22 protein-coding genes are annotated in these 22,988 nt (G+C 69.5%); 16 read left to right on the top strand and 6 right to left on the bottom strand.

Going from position 1 to position 22,988, the window contains the following annotated elements; translation table 11 throughout:
- The first annotated feature begins 158 nt into the window (after window positions 1-158).
- The 9 genes from ACQ5SP_RS06535 (at window position 159) to ACQ5SP_RS06495 (ending at window position 9,000) form a co-directional block, all read left to right on the top strand.
- Window positions 159-1,661 carry a replicative DNA helicase gene (locus tag ACQ5SP_RS06535; protein WP_430937543.1) on the top strand — a complete coding sequence of 501 codons (1,503 nt, stop codon included), beginning with the start codon at window positions 159-161 and terminating at the stop codon, window positions 1,659-1,661.
- Between the two features lie 81 nt (window positions 1,662-1,742).
- Window positions 1,743-2,807 carry an alanine racemase gene (alr, locus tag ACQ5SP_RS06530; protein ID WP_430937542.1) on the top strand — a complete coding sequence of 355 codons (1,065 nt, stop codon included), beginning with the start codon at window positions 1,743-1,745 and terminating at the stop codon, window positions 2,805-2,807.
- Window positions 2,808-2,866: 59 nt separating this feature from the next.
- Window positions 2,867-3,598 carry an MlaE family ABC transporter permease gene (locus ACQ5SP_RS06525; protein ID WP_430937775.1) on the top strand — a complete coding sequence of 244 codons (732 nt, stop codon included), beginning with the start codon at window positions 2,867-2,869 and terminating at the stop codon, window positions 3,596-3,598.
- An 8-nt stretch (window positions 3,599-3,606) separates the two neighbouring features.
- Window positions 3,607-4,353: an ABC transporter ATP-binding protein gene (locus ACQ5SP_RS06520; RefSeq protein ID WP_430937774.1), complete on the top strand. Its 747-nt coding sequence runs from the start codon at window positions 3,607-3,609 to the stop codon at window positions 4,351-4,353.
- A complete protein-coding gene (locus ACQ5SP_RS06515) occupies window positions 4,350-4,817 on the top strand; it encodes a paraquat-inducible protein A (RefSeq protein ID WP_430937541.1) in 468 nt (155 codons plus the stop codon). Before ACQ5SP_RS06520 ends, ACQ5SP_RS06515 begins: the two co-directional genes overlap by 4 nt.
- 14 nt (window positions 4,818-4,831) lie before the next feature.
- On the top strand, window positions 4,832-6,199 hold the full coding sequence (radA, locus tag ACQ5SP_RS06510) for a DNA repair protein RadA (RefSeq protein ID WP_430937540.1): 1,368 nt from the start codon (window positions 4,832-4,834) through the stop codon (window positions 6,197-6,199).
- Between the two features lie 24 nt (window positions 6,200-6,223).
- Window positions 6,224-6,805, top strand: coding sequence for a CvpA family protein (locus ACQ5SP_RS06505; RefSeq protein ID WP_430937539.1), 582 nt, complete (start codon window positions 6,224-6,226; stop codon window positions 6,803-6,805).
- Window positions 6,806-6,892: 87 nt separating this feature from the next.
- Window positions 6,893-8,353, top strand: a complete 1,461-nt coding sequence (gene purF / locus ACQ5SP_RS06500; protein WP_430937773.1) for an amidophosphoribosyltransferase — start codon at window positions 6,893-6,895, stop codon at window positions 8,351-8,353.
- The gene (locus ACQ5SP_RS06495; RefSeq protein WP_430937538.1) at window positions 8,350-9,000 is read left to right on the top strand and encodes an SDR family NAD(P)-dependent oxidoreductase; all 651 of its coding nucleotides are present in this window, start codon (window positions 8,350-8,352) and stop codon (window positions 8,998-9,000) included. Before purF ends, ACQ5SP_RS06495 begins: the two co-directional genes overlap by 4 nt.
- Before the next feature lie 94 nt (window positions 9,001-9,094).
- Here ACQ5SP_RS06495 and ACQ5SP_RS06490 read toward each other — a convergent pair whose 3' ends face one another.
- The 5 genes from ACQ5SP_RS06490 to ACQ5SP_RS06470 all read right to left on the bottom strand — a co-directional run bounded on the left by ACQ5SP_RS06490 (window position 9,095) and on the right by ACQ5SP_RS06470 (window position 15,509).
- On the bottom strand, window positions 9,095-10,471 hold the full coding sequence (locus tag ACQ5SP_RS06490) for a TRAP transporter large permease (protein WP_430937537.1): 1,377 nt from the start codon (window positions 10,469-10,471) through the stop codon (window positions 9,095-9,097).
- A gap of 4 nt (window positions 10,472-10,475) precedes the next feature.
- Window positions 10,476-11,165 (bottom strand): TRAP transporter small permease, encoded by a 690-nt coding sequence (locus tag ACQ5SP_RS06485; RefSeq protein ID WP_430937536.1) that lies wholly within the window; start codon window positions 11,163-11,165, stop codon window positions 10,476-10,478.
- A gap of 73 nt (window positions 11,166-11,238) precedes the next feature.
- A complete protein-coding gene (locus ACQ5SP_RS06480) occupies window positions 11,239-12,240 on the bottom strand; it encodes a DctP family TRAP transporter solute-binding subunit (protein ID WP_430937535.1) in 1,002 nt (333 codons plus the stop codon).
- Between the two features lie 246 nt (window positions 12,241-12,486).
- The gene (locus tag ACQ5SP_RS06475) at window positions 12,487-13,719 is read right to left on the bottom strand and encodes a sigma-54-dependent transcriptional regulator (RefSeq protein WP_430937534.1); all 1,233 of its coding nucleotides are present in this window, start codon (window positions 13,717-13,719) and stop codon (window positions 12,487-12,489) included.
- Window positions 13,716-15,509, bottom strand: coding sequence for a sensor histidine kinase (locus tag ACQ5SP_RS06470; protein ID WP_430937533.1), 1,794 nt, complete (start codon window positions 15,507-15,509; stop codon window positions 13,716-13,718). Before ACQ5SP_RS06470 ends, ACQ5SP_RS06475 begins: the two co-directional genes overlap by 4 nt.
- 107 nt (window positions 15,510-15,616) lie before the next feature.
- On the opposite strand from ACQ5SP_RS06470, the gene ACQ5SP_RS06465 reads away from it, so the two are divergent.
- Window positions 15,617-16,807, top strand: a complete 1,191-nt coding sequence (locus ACQ5SP_RS06465) for a cytochrome P450 (protein ID WP_430937532.1) — start codon at window positions 15,617-15,619, stop codon at window positions 16,805-16,807.
- 138 nt (window positions 16,808-16,945) lie between these two features.
- On the opposite strand, the gene ACQ5SP_RS06460 is transcribed toward ACQ5SP_RS06465, so the two are convergent.
- Window positions 16,946-17,407, bottom strand: coding sequence for an Lrp/AsnC family transcriptional regulator (locus ACQ5SP_RS06460; RefSeq protein ID WP_430937531.1), 462 nt, complete (start codon window positions 17,405-17,407; stop codon window positions 16,946-16,948).
- Between the two features lie 140 nt (window positions 17,408-17,547).
- Here ACQ5SP_RS06460 and cysG point away from each other — a divergent pair, with 140 nt between their 5' ends.
- Genes cysG through ACQ5SP_RS06430 form a run of 6 tightly spaced genes read left to right on the top strand, consistent with a single transcriptional unit; the run spans window position 17,548 to window position 22,969 of the window.
- Window positions 17,548-18,939: a siroheme synthase CysG gene (cysG, locus tag ACQ5SP_RS06455; RefSeq protein ID WP_430937530.1), complete on the top strand. Its 1,392-nt coding sequence runs from the start codon at window positions 17,548-17,550 to the stop codon at window positions 18,937-18,939.
- The gene (locus ACQ5SP_RS06450; RefSeq protein WP_430937529.1) at window positions 18,936-19,244 is read left to right on the top strand and encodes a DUF2849 domain-containing protein; all 309 of its coding nucleotides are present in this window, start codon (window positions 18,936-18,938) and stop codon (window positions 19,242-19,244) included. The genes cysG and ACQ5SP_RS06450 overlap by 4 nt, the downstream gene beginning before the upstream one ends.
- Window positions 19,237-20,916, top strand: coding sequence for a nitrite/sulfite reductase (locus ACQ5SP_RS06445; protein WP_430937528.1), 1,680 nt, complete (start codon window positions 19,237-19,239; stop codon window positions 20,914-20,916). The genes ACQ5SP_RS06450 and ACQ5SP_RS06445 overlap by 8 nt, the downstream gene beginning before the upstream one ends.
- On the top strand, window positions 20,906-21,661 hold the full coding sequence (locus tag ACQ5SP_RS06440; RefSeq protein WP_430937527.1) for a phosphoadenylyl-sulfate reductase: 756 nt from the start codon (window positions 20,906-20,908) through the stop codon (window positions 21,659-21,661). Before ACQ5SP_RS06445 ends, ACQ5SP_RS06440 begins: the two co-directional genes overlap by 11 nt.
- Window positions 21,658-22,101 (top strand): DUF934 domain-containing protein, encoded by a 444-nt coding sequence (locus tag ACQ5SP_RS06435; protein WP_430937526.1) that lies wholly within the window; start codon window positions 21,658-21,660, stop codon window positions 22,099-22,101. Before ACQ5SP_RS06440 ends, ACQ5SP_RS06435 begins: the two co-directional genes overlap by 4 nt.
- Window positions 22,102-22,150: 49 nt before the next feature.
- Window positions 22,151-22,969: a ferredoxin--NADP reductase gene (locus tag ACQ5SP_RS06430; protein ID WP_430937772.1), complete on the top strand. Its 819-nt coding sequence runs from the start codon at window positions 22,151-22,153 to the stop codon at window positions 22,967-22,969.
- Window positions 22,970-22,988: the final 19 nt, after the last annotated feature.

Genomic DNA, 22,988 nt, shown 5'->3' with positions numbered 1-22,988 from the left:
GCGCCCGGTCCGCCACAGCATGTTGACCGGCGCCCTGCCCGTGCCGCAAGATGTGCGGATCGAGCGGTTGCCCACAGGCAATCCACAGAAACATACAGTTTGCCAAGCACGCCGGGGTCGCACTATCCAAGCGCGCAAGGGACAAGGGCAGGCAGGCGATGAACGAGATTTCCGCGATCAGGCAGGGCCCCGCGGGCGGCGAGGAAGACGGCACGCTGCCCCACAACACCGAGGCCGAACAGCAGCTGCTGGGCGCGATCCTGACCAATAACGACGTCTTCGACCGCGTCGCGGCCATAATCAATGCCGGTCATTTCTACGACCCGGTCCACGCCCGCATCTACGAGGTCGCCGCCGCGCGCATCCAGAAGAACGCGCTGGCCTCGCCGGTCACGCTCAAGGCCTTCCTCGAGGACGATCCGGGCCTGGCGGAACTCGGCGGCGCGGCCTACCTCGTGCGCCTGGCCGGCGCCGCGATCTCGGCCTTCGCCGCGCGGGACTACGCGCAGATGATCTACGACCTCGCGATCCGGCGCGAGCTGATCGCGCTCGGGCGCGACATCGCCGCCCAGGCGGGCCAGGTCGATGTCGACAGCGATCCGAAATCGCAGATCGTCGAGGCCGAGCAGAAGCTCTACAAGCTCGGCGAAGAGGGCAAGTCCGAGTCGGGCTTCCAGTCCTTCCTCAAGGCGGTGACGGATGCGGTGAACGTCGCCAACGCTGCCTATCAGCGCGACGGCGGGCTGGCCGGGGTTTCGACCGGGCTGATCGATCTCGACAAGAAGCTCGGCGGGCTTCACAAGTCCGACCTCCTTATCCTCGCCGGGCGCCCCTCGATGGGCAAGACCTCGCTGGCCACCAACGTGGCCTTCAACATCGCCAAGGCCTACCGCAAGGGCAAGACGCCCGACGGCTCCGAAGGCGCGGTCGAGGGCGGGGTGGTGGGCTTCTTCAGCCTCGAGATGTCGGCCGAGCAGCTTGCCGCGCGGATCCTGTCGGAGGCCTCCGAGGTGCCCAGCGAACAGATCCGCCGCGGCGACATGACCGAGGCCGAGTTCCGTCGCTTCGTCGAGGCCGCCAAGCAGCTGGAGGCCTGCCCGCTCTATATCGACGATACCCCGGCGCTGCCGATCAGCCAGCTCGCGGCCCGCGCGCGGCGGCTCAAGCGCACGCACGGGCTCGACGCGCTCTTCGTGGACTACCTGCAGCTGGTCCGCCCCGCCTCGGCCAAGGACAGCCGGGTGAACGAGGTCTCCGAGATCACCCAGGGTCTCAAGGCCATCGCCAAGGAACTCGACATCCCCGTGGTCGCGCTCAGCCAGCTGTCGCGCCAGGTCGAGTCGCGCGACGACAAGCGCCCGCAGCTCTCGGACCTGCGCGAGTCGGGCTCGATCGAGCAGGACGCCGACGTGGTGATGTTCGTCTTCCGCGAGGAATACTACAAGGAACGAGAGAAACCGGGCGACCACGATCTCGACGCCATGGCGCAGTGGCAGGACGAGATGGAAAAGGTGCACGGCAAGGCCGAGGTCGTCATCGGCAAGCAGCGCCACGGCCCTATCGGCACGGTCGAGCTGGCCTTCGAGGGCCGCTTCACCCGCTTCGGCAACCTGGTGAAACCGTGGCAGCAGGGCGGCGGCGACGGCGGCGATTTCGCCTGACCGCGGCCTGCGGCGGGTTGCGGGCTTGTCAGCCTGGCCCTGCCACGCTATGGCCGCCCGGAACAGCCGCCGGAGCATTCCATGACCCGACCCACGCTTACCGTCGATCTCGATGCGCTCGTGGCCAACTGGCGCGGGCTGGACGCCGCATCGGGACCGGGCGTCGAGACGGCCGCGGTGGTCAAGGCCGACGCCTACGGGCTCGGCGCCGACCGCGTCGCGCCGGTTCTCGCGGCCGAAGGGGTGCGGCGTTTCTTCGTGGCGCTGGCCGAGGAAGGCGCGGCGCTGCGCCGCATTCTCGGGCCGGGGCCGGAGATCTTCGTCTTTTCCGGCCACATGGCCGGCGATGCCGAGTTGATCGCGGGCGCCCGGCTTGTCCCACTGCTCAATGACGCGGCACAGGTCAACCGCCATTTCGAGGCGCTGGCCGATCACCCCTTCGGCCTGCAGCTCGACAGCGGCATGAACCGGCTCGGCATGGAACCGGCGGAATTTGCCGCGCTTCGCGACAGGCTGCTTGCCGCAAGGCCGCGGCTGGTGATCAGCCACCTCGCCTGTTCGGACGACCCGTCCGACCCGATGAATGCCAGGCAGCTGAAATCTTTCAAGGAGATGGCAGGCGATCTTGACGTGCCTCGCTCGCTCGCCGCGACCGGCGGCACGCTGCTCGGGCCCGACTACCAGTTCGAGATCTGCCGCCCCGGCATCGGGCTTTATGGCGGGCAGCCCTTCGCGCGGGCGCAACCTGTCGTGCATCTCGACATCCCGGTGATCCAGACCCGCGAGGTCGCGGCGGGCGAAGCCGTGGGCTACGGCGCGACCTGGATCGCCAGCCGCCCGACACGGATCGCCACGCTGGCCGCGGGCTATGCCGACGGCATCATCCGCCAGATGGGCAATGTCGCGCAGCTCTACGCCGGCGCCACGCCCTGCCCGCTGGCCGGGCGCGTCTCCATGGATCTGCTGACGGTCGATGTCGGGCATCTCGACACCGTGCCCGACACGCTGGAACTTTTCGGCATCCACCAGTCGGTCGACGACGTCGCCGCGGCCGCGGGCACGATCGGCTACGAGATCCTGACCAGCCTTGGCGACCGCTACGCCCGGCAGTACAGTGGCGGCGAAACCGACCGGGCCGCCTCATGACCGCAACGCGCATCCTGACCTTCATCCCCCATGCCGTGGGCCATTCGACGCTGGGGCTGATGCGGCTCGTCGGGCGGGTAACGCTGTTCACCTTCTCGGCGCTGAGCCATCTTCTGCGCCCGCCATTCTACTTCAGGGAATTTGCGCATGCCCTTCTGTTCATTGGGTATTTCAGCCTTCCCGTCGTCGGCCTGACGGCGCTTTTCACCGGCGCGGCCCTGGCGCTGCAGATCTATTCGGGCGGCGCGCGCTTCAACGCGGAGACCGTCGTGCCGTCGATCGTCGCCATCGGCATGGTGCGCGAGCTGGGCCCCGTCATCGGCGGGCTTATGGTGGCCGGCCGCGTGGCGGCCTCGATCGCCGCCGAGATCGGCACGATGAAGGTGACCGAACAGATCGACGCGCTGGTGACGCTGTCCACCAACCCGATGAAATACCTGACCGTGCCGCGGATCCTCGCCGCGACCATCGCCATGCCGATCCTGGCCGGGATCGGCGATATCCTCGGCATCATGGGCGGCTATCTCGTCGGCATCACGCGGCTGGGCTTCAACTCCGCCGCCTATCTCGAGAACACGCGCGACTTTCTCGAGGCCGCCGACGTGATCTCGGGGCTCTGGAAGGCCGCGGCCTTCGGCTTCATCGTGGCGCTGATGGGCTGCTATCACGGCATGAATTCGGGCCGCGGCGCGCAGGGCGTGGGCCGCGCCACCACGAACGCCGTGGTCTCGGCCTCGATCCTGATCCTGGCGGCCAACTACGTGCTGACGGAGGTGTTCTTCTCGGCATGACACGCGCGATGATCGAACTCGAGGGCGTCGAGAAAGCCTTTGGCGCCAACGCGGTACTTCGCGGCGTGAACCTGTCCGTTGGCCGCGGCGAAAGCATGGTGATCATCGGCGGCTCGGGCACCGGGAAATCCGTCCTGATCAAGTGCATCCTCGGCCTCGTGAAGCCCGACGCCGGCACGATCCGGGTCGACGGCGCCGACGCCACCAAGGGCGACCGCGACGCCTTCCTCGCGCGCTTCGGGATGCTGTTCCAGGGGGGCGCGCTCTTCGATTCGATGACCGTGTGGCAGAACGTGGCCTTCCGGCTGCTGCGCGGCGCCCAGAAGCGGCCCAAGGACGAGGCGCGCGAAATCGCCGTCGAGAAGCTGCGCCGTGTCGGGCTGAAATCCGCTGTGGCCGATCTCTACCCCGCCGAGCTGTCGGGCGGCATGCAGAAGCGCGTCGGCCTGGCCCGCGCCATCGCCGCCGATCCCGAGATCATCTTCTTCGACGAACCGACCACCGGGCTCGATCCGATCATGTCGGGCGTCATCAACGAGCTGATCCGCGAGATCGTCGGCGAAATGGGCGCGACGGCCATGACCATCACCCATGACATGAGCTCGGTCCGGGCCATCGCGGACCATGTCGCGATGCTGCATGACGGCGTGATCCAGTGGACCGGCCCGGTCGAGGAAATGGACGCCAGCGGCGACCCTTACCTCGAGCAGTTCATCCAGGGCCGCGCCGAGGGGCCGATCGAGGCGGTGCGGTGAGACCCGCCGCGCCCTGGCCGCTGGTGGCGGCCAATCTCGCGCTGCTGATCCTGTTCCCGCTGGCCTGGACCGCGCCGCTCTTGCGGGCGGGGCTGCTGCCGCTTTTCGGGCTCTCGGAGATCTCCGTCGTCACCGGGCTGCGCGCGCTCTGGGAGACGGATGTCTTCCTTGCCCTCGTCGTCGCGCTCTTCGCGCTGGTGGCGCCCTATGCCAAGACGCTGCTGCTGGCCGCGCTCCATTTCGGCATCGCGCCGGAGCGGCTGCGCCCCTGGCCGGCGCGGCTCGGGCGGCTGGCCATGGCCGATATCTTCCTCGTCGCGCTTTATGTCGTGGTGGCCAAGGGCACCGGTATCGGCCGGGTGGAAACGGCCTGGGGGCTCTATCTCTTCACCGGCTGCATCCTGGCGTCGCTCGCGCTGTCGCATCTCGGGCGCGGGCGCGGCTTGCCGGCGGGCGGGGCCTGAGGCAGAAGGGATCCATGGCCAAGACCCAATCCCAATTCGTCTGCAACGACTGCGGTGCCGTCTACAAGAAATGGCAGGGCCGCTGCGATTCCTGCGGCGCCTGGAACAGCATCACCGAGGAAGCGCCGCTCTCGGCCGGGCCGGCGGGCAAGTCGCTGGGCCCCTCGCGCGGCCGGCCCGTCGCGCTGACGGATCTCGGCGCCAGCGACACGCCGCCGCCGCGCAGCGGCTCGGGGCTCGGCGAGCTGGACCGCGTCCTGGGCGGCGGGCTGGTGCCGGCCTCGGCGATCCTGGTGGGCGGCGATCCCGGCATCGGCAAGTCCACGCTGCTGTTGCAGGCGGCAGCGCGTTTCGCGCTGCAGGGGCTCTCGGCGGTCTATGTCTCGGGCGAGGAGGCCGCCGCGCAGATCCGCATGCGCGCCCAGCGCCTGGGGCTGGCCGACGCGCCGGTGAAGCTGGCCGCCGAGACAAGCCTGCGCGACATCCTCACGACCCTCGACCAGGAACGCCCGTCGCTGGCGATCATCGACTCGATCCAGACCATGTGGGCCGACAACGTGGAATCGGCACCCGGCTCGGTCAGCCAGGTCCGCGCCGCGGCGCACGAGCTGGTCAGCTTCGCCAAGAAGCGCGGCACCGCCGTCATCCTGGTCGGCCATGTCACCAAGGAAGGCCAGATCGCCGGCCCGCGCGTGGTCGAGCACATGGTCGACACGGTGCTCTATTTCGAGGGCGAGCGCGGGCACCAGTTCCGCATCCTGCGCGCGGTGAAGAACCGCTTTGGACCGGCCGACGAGATCGGCGTCTTCGAGATGACGGGCGCGGGTCTCGACGAGGTGGCGAACCCCTCGGCGCTGTTCCTGTCGGAACGCGACACGCCCTCGCCCGGCTCGGTCGTCTTTGCCGGGATCGAGGGCACGCGCCCCGTGCTGGTCGAGATCCAGGCGCTGGTGGCCCCTTCTCCGCTGGCCACCCCGCGGCGCAACGTCGTCGGCTGGGACTCGGGCCGGCTGTCGATGATCCTGGCCGTTCTGGAGGCGCGCTGCGGCATCAGCTTCGCGGGCTCGGACGTCTATCTCAACGTCGCCGGCGGCATGCGGATCTCGGAACCGGCCGCCGACCTGGCGGTGGCGGCCGCGCTGCTCTCGGCGCGAGAGGACGATCCGCTGCCGCCCGACACGGTCTTCTTCGGTGAAATCTCGCTCTCGGGGGCTTTGCGCCCGATCACCCAGGCCGAAAACAGGTTGAAAGAGGCGCAGAAACTTGGTTTTTCAAAGGCGGTCGCGCCGTCGCAGGCAAAGACGGTGGCCGTGGACGGTATCGCGGTGCAGAGCTACGCGGATCTCGGCGCGCTCGTCGGGGAGTTTTTCGGGGCCGGCTGAGTGGGCCCGCGCAGGGGAGACTTTATGGAAGGCTTCACCCTCATCGACGGCGTCGTCGCCGGCATCGTGCTGATCTCCGCCATCCTCGCCTATGCGCGCGGCCTCGTCCGCGAGGTCCTCTCCATCGCGGGCTGGGTGCTGGCCGCCGTGCTGGCCTTCGTCTTCGCGCCCCCGGTGCAGCCGCTGGTCAAGGAAGTGCCCGTGGTGGGCGAGTTCCTGGCCGACAGCTGCGAGCTGTCGATCGTGGCGGCCTTCGCGGCGGTCTTCGCGGTGGCGCTGATCGTCGTGTCGCTTTTCACGCCCTTCTTCGCCAGCGCGGTGCAGCGCTCGTCCTTCGGCGGCGTGGACCAGGGGCTCGGCTTTCTCTTCGGGGCGCTGCGCGGGCTTCTGCTGGTGGCGGTGGCCTTCGTCGTCTATGACCGCGTGGTGGTCCACGACACGATCCCGATGGTGGACAATTCGCGCTCCAGCGCGGTCTTCGCCTCGAGCCGCGCGGCCATCGCCGAACAGATGCCGGAGGAAGCCCCGGCCTGGATCGTGAACCGCTACGAGCAGCTCGTCGGCGTCTGCGGCGCCGAAGAGTCCGGGGGAACCGCGCAGAACTGACGGATCGCCCCGTGACACTTCTGTAACGAGTGGTTATATGGGGCCCGTGCTGCCCTGACCCCGGAGCCCTTTCCTATGCGCGAGCGCATGAAGCCGTTCCTGTCCCACCCTTTCGACGACGACAAGCTGCGCGAGGAATGCGGCGTCTTCGGCGTGATCGGCGTCTCGGACGCGGCGAATTTCGTCGCGCTCGGGCTCCACGCGCTGCAGCATCGCGGCCAGGAGGCCGGCGGGATCGTTTCCTACGCGCCCGAGACCGGCTTCAACTCGGCCCGGCGCTTCGGCTATGTGCGCGACAACTTCACCAAGGCGAGCCTGATGGAAACCCTGCCGGGCAGCCTCGCCATCGGACATGTGCGCTATTCCACCAGCGGCTCCAAGGCGCAGACCGCGATCCGCGACGTGCAGCCCTTTTTCGGCGAGTTCTCGATGGGCGGGTCGGCCATCGCGCATAACGGCAACATCACCAATGCCGAGGCGCTGCGGAAGGAGCTGATCGAGCGCGGGTCGATCTTCCAGTCGAACTCGGATTCGGAGTGCATCATCCACCTGATGGCACGCTCGATCCAGAAGAACATTCCCGAGCGGATGAAGGACGCGCTGCGCCGCGTCGAGGGCGCGTTTTCCATCGTCGCCATGACCCGGACCAAGCTGATCGGCGTGCGCGACCCGCTGGGCGTGCGCCCGCTGGTGCTGGGCCAGGTCGCCGGCGGCTGGGTGCTGAGTTCCGAGACCTGCGCGCTCGACATCATGGGGGCGGAGTTCATCCGCGAGATCGAGCCCGGCGAGATGGTCGTCATCACCGAGGAGGGCGTGGAGTCCTACCACCCCTTCGAGAAGGCCCGGCCGCGCTTCTGCATCTTCGAGCATGTCTATTTCTCGCGGCCGGATTCGATCCTGGGCGGGCGGTCCGTCTACGAGACCCGCCGCGCCATCGGGGCCGAACTGGCCAAGGAGGCCCCGGTCGACGCCGACCTCGTCTGCCCGGTGCCCGACAGCGGCACGCCCGCGGCGATCGGCTTCAGCCAGGAATCCGGTATCCCCTACGCGATGGGGATCATACGAAACCAGTATATGGGCCGAACCTTCATCGAGCCGACCGAGCAGATCCGCAACATGGGCGTGCGGCTGAAACTGAACGTCAACCGCGCGCTGATCCGCGGCAAGCGGGTGATCCTGGTCGATGACAGCGTCGTGCGCGGCACAACCAGCCGCAAGATCAAGGAGATGATCCTCGATGCCGGCGCCAAGGAGGTGCATTTCCGGATCGCCTCGCCGCCGACCTCCTGGCCCTGTTTCTATGGCGTGGACACGCCGCAGCGCGAGAAGCTGCTCGCCGCGTCCATGACCGAGGAAGAGATGCGCGCCCATCTCGAGATCGACAGCCTGCGGTTCATCTCGCTCGACGGGCTCTACCGGGCGGTGGGCGAATCCGGCGGGCGCAACGCCGACTGCCCGCAATACTGCGACGCCTGTTTCTCGGGCGAATACCCGGTGGCGCCGTCTGACATGATCGCCAAGGGCTTCGACCTCAAGGCCGCGGAATGACCGGGGCGGTCGCACTGGTCACCGGGGCCTCGCGCGGGCTCGGCGCCGCCATGGCCGAGAAGCTGGCCGGCGACGGCGTGCATGTGGTCGCGCTGGCGCGCACCACGGGCGGGCTCGAGGAACTCGACGACCGCATCCAGGCGGCGGGCGGCACGGCGACGCTGGCGCCGATGGACGTCACCAACGAGGATGCGATCCGCCAGCTCTGCCGCGCGGTGCATGACCGCTGGGGGCGGCTCGACATGATCGTGCACGCCGCGATCCATGCCGCGCCGCTCTCGCCCGCGGGGCATATCGACGCCCGGGACTGGGATCGTTCCATCGACGTGAACCTGCGCGCGACGGGCCGCCTGATCGCGCTGGCCGAGCCGCTTGTGCAGGCGGCCGAGGCCGGGCGCGCGATCTTTTTCGACGATCCCCATGCCGGCGAGAAGTTCTTCGGCGCCTACGGCGCGACGAAATCCGCGCAGGTCGCGCTCGCCCGCTCCTGGCAGGCCGAGATGGCCCGCACCGGCCCCGCCGTGCATGTGCTGGCCCCGCGCCCGATGCCCACGGCCACCCGCGCCCGCTTTTTCCCCGGCGAGGGGCGCGCGGGCCTCGCCGCCCCCGCAGACGAGGCCGCCCGGCTGCTGGCCGAGCTCGGCTGATCGCACCGACAGCGGAACGCAAGACCCCGGCGCGGGGACTTTCCGCGCCGGGGCTGTCCGCGTGCCGGGACCGCGGCCCGAAGTCCGCGCCGGGCTAGTAGGTGATGATCTCCGGCCCCATGAAGTAGGTGGGCAGGAAGGTCGAGATCCACGGCACGTAGGTCACCAGGATCAGGAAGACGAAGAGCACCGCCAGGAAGGGCAGCGCGGCCTTGACCACGCGCATCATCGGCATTCCCGCGACCCCGGAGGTCACGAAGAGGTTGAGGCCGACCGGCGGCGTGATCATGCCGATCTCCATGTTCACGACCATGATGATGCCGAGGTGGATCGGGTCGATGCCCAGCTCGATGGCGATCGGGAAGACCAGCGGCGCGACGATCACGATCAGCCCCGAGGGTTCCATGAACTGGCCGCCGATCAGCAGGATCACGTTGACGATGACCAGGAACATCACCGCGCCGAAGCCCGCCTCGAGCATCGCGCCGGCGATCTGCTGGGGGATCTGCTCGTCGGTCAGCACGTGCTTCAGGATCAGCGCGTTGGCGATGATGAACATCAGCGTGACGGTCAGCTTGCCCGCCTCGAAGAGCGTGTCGCGCGTGTCACGGTGGAAGAAGGCCGTGACCAGCGCATAGGGTTTCTTGATCAGCGGGATGTTCGGCCCGCCATCCTTCGCCGCAAGCGGCCCCATGTCGCGATAGACGAAGGTGGCGATGAAGAACGCATAGACGGCCGCGACGGCGGCGGCCTCGGTCGGCGTGAAGATGCCGCCATAGATGCCGCCCAGGATGATGACGATCAGGAACAGCCCCCAGGCCGCGTCCCGCGCCGAGGCGAAGACCTCGCCCCAGCCGAGCCAGTCGCCCTTGGGCAGGTCGCGCATGCGCGCGATCAGGTAGATCGTCGTCATCAGCATCAGCCCGGCCAGCGCGCCGGGGATCACGCCCGCGAGGAACATCCGCCCCACCGAGACGTCGGTGGCGGAGGCATAGACGACCATCACGATCGAGGGCGGGATCAGGATGCCCAGCGTACCCGCGTTGGCGATCACGCCGGCCGCGAAATCGCGCGAATAGCCGACCTGCCGCATGCCCGCGATCACGATGGAGCCGATGGCGACCACCGTGGCGGGCGACGAGCCCGAAAGCGCGGCGAAGAGCATGCAGGCAAAAACGCCCGCGATCGCCAGCCCGCCGTGGAAATGCCCCACCACGGCGATCGAAAAGCGAATGATCCGCTTGGCCACGCCGCCCGTCGACATGAAGGACGAGGCCAGGATGAAGAAGGGAATGGCCAGGAGCGTGTAGTGCCCCGCCATGGCCTGGAACAGGGTCTGCGCGATCGAGGACAGCGACGTGTCCGAGAGCACCAGCAGGAACAGGATCGAGGAGAACCCGAGAGAGACCGCGATCGGAACGCCCAGCAGCAGGAGCCCGATCACCATCGCGAAGAGAACGGCGACTTCCATGGTCTCACTCCTCCCAGTTCAGCTTCGAGGCGTCTTCGACGGCGTCCTCGGCTTCGTGGCTGACGATCAGCGAGTCCTGCTCGCCGCGCACCAGCCGGGCCGTGGCCTGGATGAAGCGGAACAAGAGCAGCGCCATGCCGAAGGGCAGGATGAAATAGGGAATGAAGCGCGGCAGCTTCTCGTATTCCTCGCCCTCGTTCATCAGCGGCTCGAGGAAGCGCAGGAATTCCGGCATCGGGATATCGACCACCGCGTACCAGGCCCGGTAGGAGGTGCGTTTCATCTCTTCCAGCCCGGTCGGGAACCAGCGCCCGGTGGTCTGCGGCAGGTTGGCGAAATTGGCCCAGTAGTCCCAGGCCCCCTTCATCAGCAGGAAGCCGTAGGCCAGGCAGACCGCGGCGGCGATCATGCCCATCACCCGCCGCGTCGGGCGCGGCACGAGGTTCAGGATCGCGTCCACGCCCAGATGGGCGGTGACCTTGACCGCGTAACTCACGCCGAACAGCACCAGCCAGGCGAACAGGAAGCTCGTCGCCTCCAGCCCCCAGATCAGGCCGGTATTGAAGCCGTAGCGCAGCACGACATTGGTGAACGTGATCAGCGTCATCGCGCCGAGGATCACCGCGATGGCGGTCTCCTCCAGCTCGTTGACGATACGGCCCAGCGCCGTTTCCGGTTCGTATCGCTTGGACATGCCCGGCTCCCCCTCCGAACGATGTGACGGGTCCGGCCCCGCGCGGGGCCGGACCCTGGACCTGACCCGGCCCTTAGTGCTTGGCGTTGATCGCCTGTGCCGCCTCGATGTTCTCGGCGCCGACATCGCCCTCGAACTGCGCCCAGACCGGCTTCATGGTCTCGACCCAGGCCGCGCGCTGCTCGGCGTCGAGCTGGCGCACGGTGCCGCCGGCATCGATGATCGCCTGCTTGGCCTCCTGGTTGACCGCGTAGGCCTCGGAGTTGCGGGTCGCGGTGACTTCCTCGACGAGCGTGGCGAGCTGGCCGCGCACGTCGTCCGGCAGACCTTCCCACCAGTCGATATTGGTCACCAGCAGGTAGTCGATGATGCCGTGGTTCGTCTCGGTGATGCCGTCCTGCACCTCGAAGAACTTCTGGCCGTAGATGTTGGACCAGGTGTTCTCCTGCCCGTCGACGACGCCGGTCTGCAGCGCGCCATAGACCTCCGAGAAGGCCATCGGCTGCGGCGACCCGCCGAGCGCGGCCATCTGCGCCTTCAGCACGTCGGAGTTCTGCACGCGGAACTTCAGGCCGTCGGCGTCCTCGGGCCCGATCAGCGGCTGGTTGGCCGACATCTGCTTCATGCCGTTATGCCAGAAAGCCAGCCCCAGCAGGCCGCGGCGCACCATGCTCTCCTTCATCGCCACCCCGGTTTCCGAGGTCTGGAACTCGTCCACCGCGTCGATGTTCTTGAACATGAAGGGAAGGTCGAAGATGCGGAACACCTTGGTGAACTGCTCGAACTTCGACAGCGACGGCGCGGCCATCTGCACGTCGCCCTGCAGCATCGCCTCGAGCACCTGGTCGTCGTTGTAAAGCGTCGAGTTCGGGAAGACCTCCATGCAGGCCTTGCCGTCCATCTCGGTGTTGACGCGTTCCTTCAGAAGCTCGGCGGCGATCCCTTTCGGATGCCGGTCGGTGTTGGTGACGTGGCTGAACTTGATGACGATCTCGCCGTCATCGCAGGCGGCAAGGGCCGCACTGCCGGAAAAGCTCAGCGCGACCGCGGTCGCGGCTGCGGTAAAGAGTTTCATGTTGTCCTCCCAATTCTTCAAGACGGGATCACCGGCGGTCCCGGCGCCCCGCGCCCACTGAACAAAGCGCGGCGCAGCGGAACAAGAGAAAGATTCGGTCGCGGCACGGGTTGAATTTTCGAGTTTATTTCCGGAACTTTAGAGCGCGTTTCGCAGACGGCTGCAGGCTGTCTGCGGCGACCCTGCGCGGAAAGTCACACAGTCGCGAACGGGCAATGTGTGGAAATCCACACAGGCCCGGGCCGGTCACGACTCGCGGTAATCCTCCGGCCGGAGCCCGTGCTTGGCCAGCTTGTCGTAGAAGGTCTTGCGCGGCAGCTGCAGCGCCGCCGCTGTGCGCCCGGCCCGGCCGCGGTGGCGTTCGAGCGCCTCGACGAGGATCGCGCGCTCGACGCGGCGCATCCGCTCGGCGAGGCCCAGCTCGGCCTCCTCCTCATCGCCGGTCTCGGGCAGCCCCATGGCAAAGCGCATCGCCGCGTTCTGCAGCGCGCGGGCATTGCCCGGCCAGTTCTGCGACATCAGCCGCGCGATCACCTCCTCACCGATCACGGGCTGCGGGATCGCGCCCTGCTCGCAGGCCATGGCGACGAAGTTGCGGAACATCGCCGGCACGTCCTCCATGCGTTCGCGCAGCGGCGGGATGCGCACGCGCATCACGTCGAGCTTGTAGAAGAGATCGCGGTTGAAGCGGCCCCCGGCCGCCGCGGTCTCGAGATCGTCCGAGGTCGCGCCGATGACCCGCGCGGCGGGATGCGTGTCGACCAGGTCCAGAAGCCCGAGCTGGACGCCCGGATCAAGCGCGCCCACCTCCTCGAGGAAGATCGTGCCGCTGCCCGCGCGCTCGAAGGCCGCGGCCAGGCTGGTCGAACTGGCCAGCGCGGCGCTGACCCGCTGGAAGGGGCCGGCGGCATCGGCCAGCTGGTGGATCACCTCGGCGATGCGGGCGGTGCCGGTGCCGGGCTCGCCGGTGACCAGCACGCTGGCCCGCGTGCTCGCGACGGCCCGCACCCGGCGCCGCAGATCCTGCGCGGCGGCCGAATCGCCCACGATCACCCGGGCGGCGGCGTCGCCGGCCTCGAGCCGGGCGCGCAGGCGGCGGTTCTCCAGCACCAGCTGGCGGGTGCGGAGCGCTTTACGGACCACCTCGATGAAATCGCCGGGCGCGCAGGGCTTTTCCAGGAAGGCAAAGGCGCCCCCCGACATGCCCTGCACCGCCATCGGGATATCGCCCTCGCCGGTCAAGAGCAGGACCGGCAGCTCCTCGTCCACCTGCCGCGCGAGGTCCAGCAGCGCGAAGCCGTCCTTGCCCGGCATCCGCACATCCGTCACCACCACGCCCGGGAAGGCCGGGACGACATGGTCCTTGGCCTCGATATAGCTGCCGGCCAGCACCGGCGTCAGATCGTGCAACTCCAGCGTCTGGCCGAGCGCCTCGCGCACCGCCGGGTCGTCATCCACCAGCAGAACCCTGTCGATCATGCCGCGGCCTCCGCCTCCCAGGGGCTGAGCTCGACGGTGAAGATCGCACCGCCCTCCGGATGGTTGCGGCCGCGGATGCGCCCGCCGAAGCTCTGCACGATGCCGTAGGAGATCGACAGCCCCAGACCCATGCCCTCGGACTGGCCGACCTCCTTCGTGGAATAGAACGGGTCGAAGATCTTCTCGGGCTCGCTCAGCCCCGGCCCGGTATCGCGCACGCTCAGCGTGACGCCCGCCTCGTCGCGCCCGATGGTGATCGCGATGCGCGGGTCCGCCGCGCCCTCCATCGCGTCGATCGCGTTGGAGACGAGGTTCAGCACCACCTGCTGCAGCCGCACCTCACCGCCGCGCACGATGACCGGCCTGCGCGGCGGGGCCCAGTCCACCGCCACCCCGGCATGGGTCAGCCGCGCCGCGCTGATCTCCAGCACCGCCTCGACCACCCCGCCGAGATCGACCCGGCCGATGGGCTCGTTCTCCTGGCGCGCGAAGGCACGCAGGTTCTTGATGATCCGCCCCATGCGCCGCGCCAGCTCCGAGATCCGGGCGAGGTTCTCGGACGCCCTTTCGGGCTTGCCGCGGTCGATGAAGGCGGCGGCGTTCTCGGCGAAGGAGCGTATCGCCATCAGCGGCTGGTTCAGCTCGTGACTGATCCCCGCCGACATCTGGCCCAGCGCCGAGAGCTTGCCGGCCTGCACCAGGTCGGCCTGCGCCTTTTTCAGCGCCGCCTCCGCCTCGCGGCGTTCGCCGATCTCGCGGCGAAGATTGCGGTTGGCCTCCGACAACTCGCCCGTGCGCGCCGCGACCCGCGCCTCGAGCGCCTGGTTCGCCGCCGCCTCGATCTCGAGCCGCTCGGCCAGCGTGCGGCGCCGCTCGGTCACCAGGAAGAGGAACGCCCCGAACACGAGACAGAGCGCCCCCACCCCCAGCGCCTGCCACGAGGCCAGCCGTACCGCCGGCCAGGCATCGAGCAACAGTTCGCCCCGCATCGAGATGACCGGCACCGGCTCCACGAGGTGCAGCGCCAGCGACGGCAGGTAAGGCCCGCCATCGACCCGCCAGAGCTCGTGCCCGCCGGCCATCATGCCGGTGATCTCGGGGAAAGGCCGCAGCACCGCCCGGTCATAGGGGCCGGCCGCCGCGGCGGCGTCCGGGTCCTCGGCCCGGAACAGCAGCTCCGAGCGGTTGGACACGAACACTGCCCCGGCCGCGTCGGTGAAATAGATCGCCTGGGGATCGCCGCTCCAGTCGGTTTCGACCGCGGCCATGTCGACCGTGACCACCACGGCACCGGCGGGCTGCGGGCCCGCGCCCCAGACCGGCGCGGCGAACTGGAACACCCGTGTCCCGTCAGCGCCCGCCCGGGCGTGATGGATCCCGAGCGCACCGTTCATCGCCCGCCTGAAATGCGGCCCAGGATCGGCCGGGCCGACCGCCACCGTCGGCGTGCCCGAGGATGCCAGAACCGTTCCCGACCGCGCCCGCAGCGTGATGGCGCGCGTCCCGGTCCGGTCCGCGTTCCGGCGGAGCAAACCGGCGGCGGCGGCGGCCGGGTCGCCCCCCGGCGTCTCGAGCATCGCCACCATCTGCGGATGATCGGCCAGCACCACGGCCAGCTCGCGGTAGCGGCGCAGCTCGCCGGCGAGCCGGTCCGCCGCCAGCGTCAGGTCGGACCGCCCGCGTTCCGACAATTGGTCCAGCGCGGCCCCGAAGGCCAGCCACCAGACCGCGGCCGCCAGCCAGGCCACCGCGAGGCAAAACGCCCCGATCGCAACTGCGCGCCGCCGCATCCGTCTCCTCCCGCGGTGCCGATGGGTTCCGGACTCTAGGCGGCGGCGCTTGCAATGGCCAGCGCGATTCGGCTAGGCCGGGCGGGCCCGGAAAGGATGCCCCCAACGTGCAACGCCTCTCGCAGCCCCCGACCGTGCCCGGCTTCGTCCAGGATCCCTACCCCTTTTACGACCGCGCGCGGGGCGCCGGGCCGCTGTTCTTCTGGGAAGATTACGGCATCCCCTGCGCCGCCGGCTGGGCGGAGGTCAACGCGCTGCTGCGCGACCGCCGGCTCGGGCGCGAACAGCCGGCCGAGTTCCGCCCGCCGGTCCCCGAACATCTCGCCGCCTTCGAGGCCGTCGAGGCGCATTCGATGCTGGAACGCGAGCCGCCGGCCCATACGCGTCTGCGCGGGCTCGTGCTGCGGGCCTTCACCAGCCGCCGCATCGCGGCGCTGGCCCCCGAGATCGCGGCGCTCGCCCACGACCTGATCGACGCCTTCCCGGCGACGGGCGCGGCCTTCGACCTTCTGCCCGCCTTCGCGGAACGGCTTCCGGTGATCGTCATCGCACGCCTCCTCGGCGTGCCCGAGGCGCGCGCCGACGACCTGCTGGCCTGGTCGCATGACATGGTGGCGATGTACCAGGCCCGCCGCACCCGCGCGACCGAGGACGCCGCCGCGCGCGCCGCCGCCGACTTCTCGGCCTTCCTCGGCGATCATATCGCGGCGCGGCGCGCCGCGCCGGGCGACGACCTGCTCACCCAGCTGATCGCCGCCGAAGAGGCCGGTGACCGGCTCTCGACAGACGAGCTGGTCTCGACCTGCATCCTGCTGCTCAACGCCGGTCACGAGGCCACCGTCCACACCATCGGTAACGGGGTGCGCGCGATCTGCGAGAGCGGGTTCGACCCCGCCCGCCTGCTCGCGCCCGGGGCGATCGACGCCACGATCGAGGAGATCCTGCGCTTCGACCCGCCGCTCCATCTCTTCACCCGCTTCGCCTACGAGGACATGGAGCTCTTCGGCCACGAGATCGCGCGGGGCGAGGAAATCGGCCTGCTGCTGGCCGCCGCGAACCGGGACCCGGCGGTCTGGACCGCGCCGGACCGGTTCGACCCGGTGCGGGCCGTGCGGCCGAATGCGAGTTTCGGCGCCGGGCTTCATTTCTGCGTCGGCGCGCCGCTGGCGCGGCTCGAGCTGCGCGTCGCGCTGCCGATCCTGTTCGAGAGATGCCCGGACCTGGCCCTGGCCGCGCCGCCGGTCTATGCCGATCTCTACCATTTCCACGGCCTCGAACGCCTGACCGTGACGCGCTGAGATTCCATGCCTCCGGCGGGGATATTTCCGCCACATGGAACGACACGCCTCCTCCAAGTGGGGCAAGTATCCTCGCCGAAGGCCGCGCGCCCGGGACGGGCGCGCAAGAAGAGGCTTGCGCGCCGCAGGCGCGCGCATTCAGACCGGCAGCGCGGTGGTCGACTTGATCTCTTCCATCGAGAGCAGTGCGGTGACGTTGTAGATCTTCACCTCCGAGATGAGCGCCTGGTAGAAGTCGTCATAGGCGCGCGCGTTCGGCACCCGGACCTTGAGGATGTAGTCGATCTCGCCGGCGAGCCGGTGGGCCTCCAGCACCTCGGGGCGGGCCTGCAGCGCGGCGAGGAACCGCGCCTGCCAGTCGGCCTCGTGTTCCGAGGTGCGGATCAGCACGAAGAAGCAGGCCTCGAAGCCCAGCTTCTCGGGATCGACCAGGACGGTCTGGCGTCCGATCACCCCGGCCTCGCGCAGCTTGCGAATCCGGTTCCAGACCGGCGTCTTGGAGGAACCGGCCTTGCGCGCGATCTCGTCGAGCGACTGGCTCGCATCCTCCTGGAGCTCCGCGAGGATTTTCCGGTCGATCGCATCGAGTTGGACGGGCATTCGTGCCTCCACGGCTCATGGGGAAAAACAGCTCTTTGTGAGAGTTATTATAGTACAGCTTCCTTAATTGCCAGCCCGTTATGGTCAATTAGGGGAATATTGTTCTACTTTCGGCGCAAGAACAGCCGGAAGGATCCCCCATGCAACATTTCCCCGTTTTCCTCGATCTGGCCGGTCAGCGCGTCGTTCTGTCGGGCGGCGGCGACGCGGCGCTGGCGAAGCTGCGGCTGCTGATGAAGACCGGGGCCGCGCTCGAGGTCTACAGCCCGGATCCCGCCCCCGAGATCGCGGGCTGGGCGGCGGAGGGGCGCCTCTCTCTCCACCGCCGGAGACTGGCGCCGGGCGACGTCTCGGGGGCGCGGCTGTTCTATGCCGCCGACGAGGACGACGCCGAGGACGCCCGCAGCGCCGCATGCGCCCGGGCCGAGGGCGCGCTCGTCAACGTGGTCGACAATCTCGCGGCCAGCCAGTTCATTACCCCGGCGATCGTCGATCGCGATCCCGTCACCGTGGCCATCTGCACCGAGGGCGCCGCGCCCGTGCTCGCGCGCGCCATCAAGGCCGATCTCGAGGCGAAGCTCTCCCCCGTGCTCGGCCACCTGGCCCGGATCGGCAAGGCCTTCCGGGACCGGGCCGAGCGCCTGGCCCCCGGACGCCCGCGGCGCGACTTCTGGTCGGACTGGTATTTCCGGGCCGGGCCGTGCGCGCTGGCGGCGGGGGCCGATGGCGAAACGGCGCTCACCGCGCTGCTCGACACCCATCTCGGCCATGCGACGCGCCCGGGCCACGTGGCGCTGGTGGGGGCCGGCCCGGGCGACCCTGACCTGCTGACGCTTAAGGCGCGCAAGGCGCTGCACGAGGCTGACGTGGTGATCCACGACCGGCTCGTGGCGCCGGAAATCCTGGAACTCGCCCGCCGCGAGGCCCGCATCGTCGCCGCCGGCAAGGAAGGTTTCGGCCCCGCCTGGGCGCAAGAGGACATCAACGCGCTGATGGTCGCCGAGGCCCGCGCCGGGGCGCAGGTCGTGCGGCTCAAATCCGGCGACCCGGGCATCTTCGGCCGGCTCGACGACGAGGCCGAGGCGCTGGACGCGGCCGGGATCGGCTGGTCGATCGTGCCCGGCATCACCGCGGCCAGCGCGGCGGTGGCCGGGCTCGGGCAGTCGCTGACGCGGCGCGGCCGGAACGCCGATCTGCGCTTGCTGACCGGCCATGACGTCAAGGGCTTCGCGGAACAGGACTGGCGCGCGCTGGCGCGCCCCGGCGCGGTCGCCGCCGTCTACATGGGCAAGCGCGCGGCGCGGTTCCTGCAGGGCCGGCTGCTGATGCACGGGGCCGACCCGGCAACGCCGGTCACGGTGGTGGAAAACGCCAGCCGGCCCGAGGCCCGCAACCTGGCGACCACCCTCGCCGCCCTGCCCGCCGACCTGGCCGCGGCCGCGCTGGACGGGCCGGCGGTGATCCTTCTGGGGCTGGCGCCGCGGCGCGCCGGGACCCCGGCCCTGCCCGCCCGCGAGGAGGCGCTGTCATGAGCCGCCCCTTTACCCCGCAGGTCGTCACCGCCAACGCCCTGGTCGCGGGCGACGTCGTCTACCTGACGCCGGGCGGCCACTGGTCACGCCACCACGCCGAGGCCGAGCTGATCGAGGATCCGGACCGGGCCGCGGCGCGGCTGGCCGAGGCCGCCGCGCAGACGGGCACCGTCGTCGGCGCCTATCTCGCCGAGGCGCGCCCCGGCCCCGCCGGCCCCATGCCCGTCCATTTCCGCGAGCGATGCCGCGCGCAGGGCCCGTCCAACTACCCTCATGGCAAGCAAGCGGAGACCCGCGATGTATGACTACACCGCCTTCGACGCGGCCTTCGTCCGCGCCCGCGTCGCGCAATTCCGCGCGCAGGTGGCGCGCCGGCTCGACGGCAGCCTTACCGAGGAAGAGTTCAAGCCGCTCCGGCTGATGAACGGGCTCTACCTGCAGCTCCATGCCTACATGCTGCGGGTCGCGATCCCCTACGGCACGCTGAACCCGGGGCAGATGCGCCAGCTGGCCATGATCGCCGATCGCTGGGACAAGGGCTATGGCCATTTCACCACGCGTCAGAACGTGCAGTTCAACTGGCCGCGTCTTCACGACGTTCCCGACATGCTTGAGGCGCTGGCCGACGTCGGGATGCACGCGATCCAGACCAGCGGCAACACGATCCGCAACGTCACCGCCGACCATTTCGCCGGCGCCGCGGCGGACGAGATCGCCGACCCGCGCCCGGTGGCCGAGCTGATCCGGCAATGGTCGACCGATCACCCGGAATTCCAGTTCCTGCCACGCAAGTTCAAGATCGCGATCACCGGCAGCCCCAACGACCGCGCCGTGACACGCGCCCATGACATCGGGCTGCGGATGGTCACGCGCGACGGGGCGCCCGGCTTCGAGGTGATCCTGGGCGGCGGGCTCGGCCGGACGCCGATGATCGGCAAGGTGCTGCGCGACTTCCTGCCCGAGGCGGACCTGCTGCCCTATCTGGAGGCCATCCTCGCGACCTACAACCTGCTCGGACGGCGCGACAACAAGTTCAAGGCGCGGATCAAGATCACCGTCCACGAACACGGCATCGACGCGATCCGCGACCTGGTCGAGGCCGAGTTCCCGCGCCGCCGCGCGGCCTTCGGCGGCGCCGACCGCGACTGGCTCGCGGCGATCGCGGCACAGTTCGCCCCGCCCGCCTTCCGCGACGCGGACCCGGCGCCCTACCACGCGGCGCGCGAGGCCGACCCGGTCTTCCGGGCCTGGACGGACACCAATGTCGCGGCGCATCGCCATCCGGGCTACGGCATCGTCTCGATCAGTCTCAAGGCCCATGGCGCGACGCCGGGCGACGCGACGGCCGCGCAGATGCGCGTCATGGCCGATCTCGCGGAACGCCATGGCCATGGCGCGCTGCGCATCAGCCACGAGCAGAACATGATCCTGCCGCATGTCCCCCTGGCCGAGATCCCGGCGGTCCATGCCGCGCTGCGGGACGCGGGGCTCGGCACGGCGAATATCGGCCTCGCCTCCGACATCATCGCCTGCCCCGGCATGGATTACTGCAGCCTCGCGACCGCCCGCTCGATCCCCGTCGCGCAGGACATCGCGCAACGCCTCGACGCGCTCGGGATCGAGCGGGCGGCCGGACCGCTCAAGATCAAGATCTCGGGCTGCATCAACGCCTGCGGCCACCATCACGTCGGCCATATCGGCATTCTCGGGCTCGACCGCGCGGGGGTGGAGAACTACCAGGTCACGCTCGGCGGCGACGGGACCGAGACCGCCGCCATCGGCACCCGCGCGGGGCCAGGTTTCGCGGCCGACGAGATCGTGCCGGCGGTCGAGCGGCTGATCCTGGCCTATCTCGAGCTGCGCGACGGCCCGGACGAGACCTTCCTCGAGGCCTACCGCCGGCTGGGCGCCGCGCCTTTCAAGGCCGCGCTCTATCCCGAAAGCGAACCGCGAAAGGACCGCTCCCGTGCCGCTTGAAGCCCCCCTGCGCCCGGTGGCGGAGCGCGCGGCCGAGCTGAACGCGCGCTACCGCGGCCACGGCGCCGTCTCGGTGCTGGAACACGCGCTGGGCGACCCGGAAGTCGGCCGCGTCGCGCTGGTCTCTTCCTTCGGGGCCGAGTCGGTCGTGCTGCTGCATTTGATCTCGATCATGGACCGGACGACGCCGGTGCTCTTTATCGACACCGAGATGCTGTTCGAGGAAACCATGCACTACCAGCGTGATCTCGCCGACCGGCTGAGGCTGACGGATCTGCGCGTGATCCGCCCCGACCGGGGCGCGATCTTCGCCGAGGATCCGGACGCGCTCTTGCACCGGCGCGACCCGGATGCCTGCTGCGCGCTGCGCAAGACGCGGCCGCTGGCCCGGGCGCTCGAGGGGTTCGACGCGTGGATCACCGGGCGCAAGCGCTACCAGGGCGCGACCCGCGCCAGCCTCGACCTCTTCGAGAGCGAGGACGGCCGGCGGATCAAGATCAACCCGCTGGCGCACTGGTCGCGCGACGACCTGCGTGCCTACATGGACAACAACGCCCTGCCCCGGCACCCGCTGGCGGCGCGCGGCTACCCGTCCATCGGCTGCCGCCCCTGCACGACCCGGGTCCGCCCCGGCGAGGACCCGCGCGCCGGGCGCTGGCGCGGACAGGCCAAGCAGGAATGCGGCATTCACTTCGTCAACGGGCAGGCCCGGCGCGACGCCCCGCCGAGAGGAGAGAGCAGATGACCGTCATCGTCACCGACACCGGCTTCGCCCCCGAGGACTGGGCGCATGGGTTCCTGCCGCTCGAGGCCTTCGACACCGGCGACGGCCGCGACGGCGGCCCGCTGGCCGTCAGCGTGCCCAGCGACACCGACCCCGAAACGCTGGGCAACCTGCTGGACGGGCCGGCGCTGATCCGGATCGCCTTCCCCAGCTTCGCCGACGGGCGCGGCTTCACCCTGGCCCGGCGGCTGCGCGACCTGGGCTATGCCGGCCGGCTGCGGGCCGCGGGCCATGTGCTGGCCGACCAGTACACGATGATCCGCCGCGCCGGCTTCGACGAGGTGGAGATCGACGACGACCTGGCCCGCCGCCAGCCCGAGGACCAGTGGCTTTTCCGGGCCGACTGGACCGCCCATGACTACCAGGCCCGCCTGCGCCAATTCGCGCGGGTTTCCGCCTGAGCCCGAAACACGTAAAAGGGATGTGCGCCGCGTGCGCGCAGCGACAGACATGAACGAACAGGCCACCGTGAGCAAAGACACCGCAAAGCCCGTCCCGACCATGCCCGACGCCCAGACCGTGACCGAGGTCCAGCACTGGAACGACAGGCTGTTCTCGTTCCGCGTGACGCGGCCCCGCTCGCTGCGCTTCCGCTCGGGCGAATTCGTGATGATCGGGCTGCCGGGCGAGGACGGCAAACCGATCATGCGCGCCTATTCCATCGCCTCGCCGGCCTGGGACGAGGAGCTGGAATTCTACTCGATCAAGGTGCAGGACGGCCCGCTGACCTCGCGGCTGCAGCATATCCAGCCCGGCGACCAGATCATCCTGCGGCCGAAGCCGGTGGGAACACTGGTGCTCGACGCGCTGCTGCCCGGCAAGCGGATCTGGTTCTTCGCCACCGGCACCGGCATCGCGCCCTTCGCCTCGCTCATCCGCGACCCCGACACCTATGAACGCTACGACCAGGTGATCCTGACCCACACCACCCGCACGGCGAGCGGGCTGGCCTATGGCAAGGATCTCGTCGCCAAGACGCTGGACGACCCGCTGGTGGGCGAAGAGGCGCAGGCCAAGCTCCGGTATTTCCCCACCACCACCCGCGAGGACAGCCCCGAGATGGGCCGCATCACCGACAAGCTGAAATCGGGCGAGATCTTCGAGACGCTGGGCGTGCCGCCGATCTCGGTCGAGGCGGACCGCGCAATGGTCTGCGGGTCGATGGGACTCAACATGGACATGAAGGCGATTCTCGAGGGCTTCGGCCTGACCGAGGGGTCCAACTCCGAACCCGCCGAATACGTTGTGGAAAAGGCCTTCGTCGGCTGAGGGACGCCGTGTCGCGGGG

The organism is Rhodovulum sp. YNF3179 (assembly GCF_050586465.1).
Taxonomy (GTDB): Bacteria; Pseudomonadota; Alphaproteobacteria; order Rhodobacterales; family Rhodobacteraceae; genus CAJXYS01.
Note: the sequence above shows the minus strand (reverse complement) of the source record. Positions and strands in the feature narration are given on the sequence as shown.

What these genes read in the sequence shown, in the direction of transcription:
- ACQ5SP_RS06535 (WP_430937543.1), top strand. Translation starts at nt 159, where the DNA reads ATGAACGAGATTTCCGCGATCAGGCAGGGCCCCGCGGGCGGCGAGGAA.
- ACQ5SP_RS06485 (WP_430937536.1), bottom strand. Translation starts at nt 11,165, where the DNA reads ATGTCCAAGCGATACGAACCGGAAACGGCGCTGGGCCGTATCGTCAAC.
- ACQ5SP_RS06435 (WP_430937526.1), top strand. Translation starts at nt 21,658, where the DNA reads ATGACCGTCATCGTCACCGACACCGGCTTCGCCCCCGAGGACTGGGCG.
- ACQ5SP_RS06520 (WP_430937774.1), top strand. Translation starts at nt 3,607, where the DNA reads ATGATCGAACTCGAGGGCGTCGAGAAAGCCTTTGGCGCCAACGCGGTA.
- ACQ5SP_RS06480 (WP_430937535.1), bottom strand. Translation starts at nt 12,240, where the DNA reads ATGAAACTCTTTACCGCAGCCGCGACCGCGGTCGCGCTGAGCTTTTCC.
- ACQ5SP_RS06505 (WP_430937539.1), top strand. Translation starts at nt 6,224, where the DNA reads ATGGAAGGCTTCACCCTCATCGACGGCGTCGTCGCCGGCATCGTGCTG.
- ACQ5SP_RS06450 (WP_430937529.1), top strand. Translation starts at nt 18,936, where the DNA reads ATGAGCCGCCCCTTTACCCCGCAGGTCGTCACCGCCAACGCCCTGGTC.
- ACQ5SP_RS06470 (WP_430937533.1), bottom strand. Translation starts at nt 15,509, where the DNA reads ATGCGGCGGCGCGCAGTTGCGATCGGGGCGTTTTGCCTCGCGGTGGCC.
- purF (WP_430937773.1), top strand. Translation starts at nt 6,893, where the DNA reads ATGAAGCCGTTCCTGTCCCACCCTTTCGACGACGACAAGCTGCGCGAG.
- ACQ5SP_RS06460 (WP_430937531.1), bottom strand. Translation starts at nt 17,407, where the DNA reads ATGCCCGTCCAACTCGATGCGATCGACCGGAAAATCCTCGCGGAGCTC.
- ACQ5SP_RS06475 (WP_430937534.1), bottom strand. Translation starts at nt 13,719, where the DNA reads ATGATCGACAGGGTTCTGCTGGTGGATGACGACCCGGCGGTGCGCGAG.
- radA (WP_430937540.1), top strand. Translation starts at nt 4,832, where the DNA reads ATGGCCAAGACCCAATCCCAATTCGTCTGCAACGACTGCGGTGCCGTC.
- ACQ5SP_RS06445 (WP_430937528.1), top strand. Translation starts at nt 19,237, where the DNA reads ATGTATGACTACACCGCCTTCGACGCGGCCTTCGTCCGCGCCCGCGTC.
- ACQ5SP_RS06525 (WP_430937775.1), top strand. Translation starts at nt 2,867, where the DNA reads ATGCGGCTCGTCGGGCGGGTAACGCTGTTCACCTTCTCGGCGCTGAGC.
- alr (WP_430937542.1), top strand. Translation starts at nt 1,743, where the DNA reads ATGACCCGACCCACGCTTACCGTCGATCTCGATGCGCTCGTGGCCAAC.
- ACQ5SP_RS06430 (WP_430937772.1), top strand. Translation starts at nt 22,151, where the DNA reads ATGAACGAACAGGCCACCGTGAGCAAAGACACCGCAAAGCCCGTCCCG.
- ACQ5SP_RS06490 (WP_430937537.1), bottom strand. Translation starts at nt 10,471, where the DNA reads ATGGAAGTCGCCGTTCTCTTCGCGATGGTGATCGGGCTCCTGCTGCTG.
- ACQ5SP_RS06495 (WP_430937538.1), top strand. Translation starts at nt 8,350, where the DNA reads ATGACCGGGGCGGTCGCACTGGTCACCGGGGCCTCGCGCGGGCTCGGC.
- cysG (WP_430937530.1), top strand. Translation starts at nt 17,548, where the DNA reads ATGCAACATTTCCCCGTTTTCCTCGATCTGGCCGGTCAGCGCGTCGTT.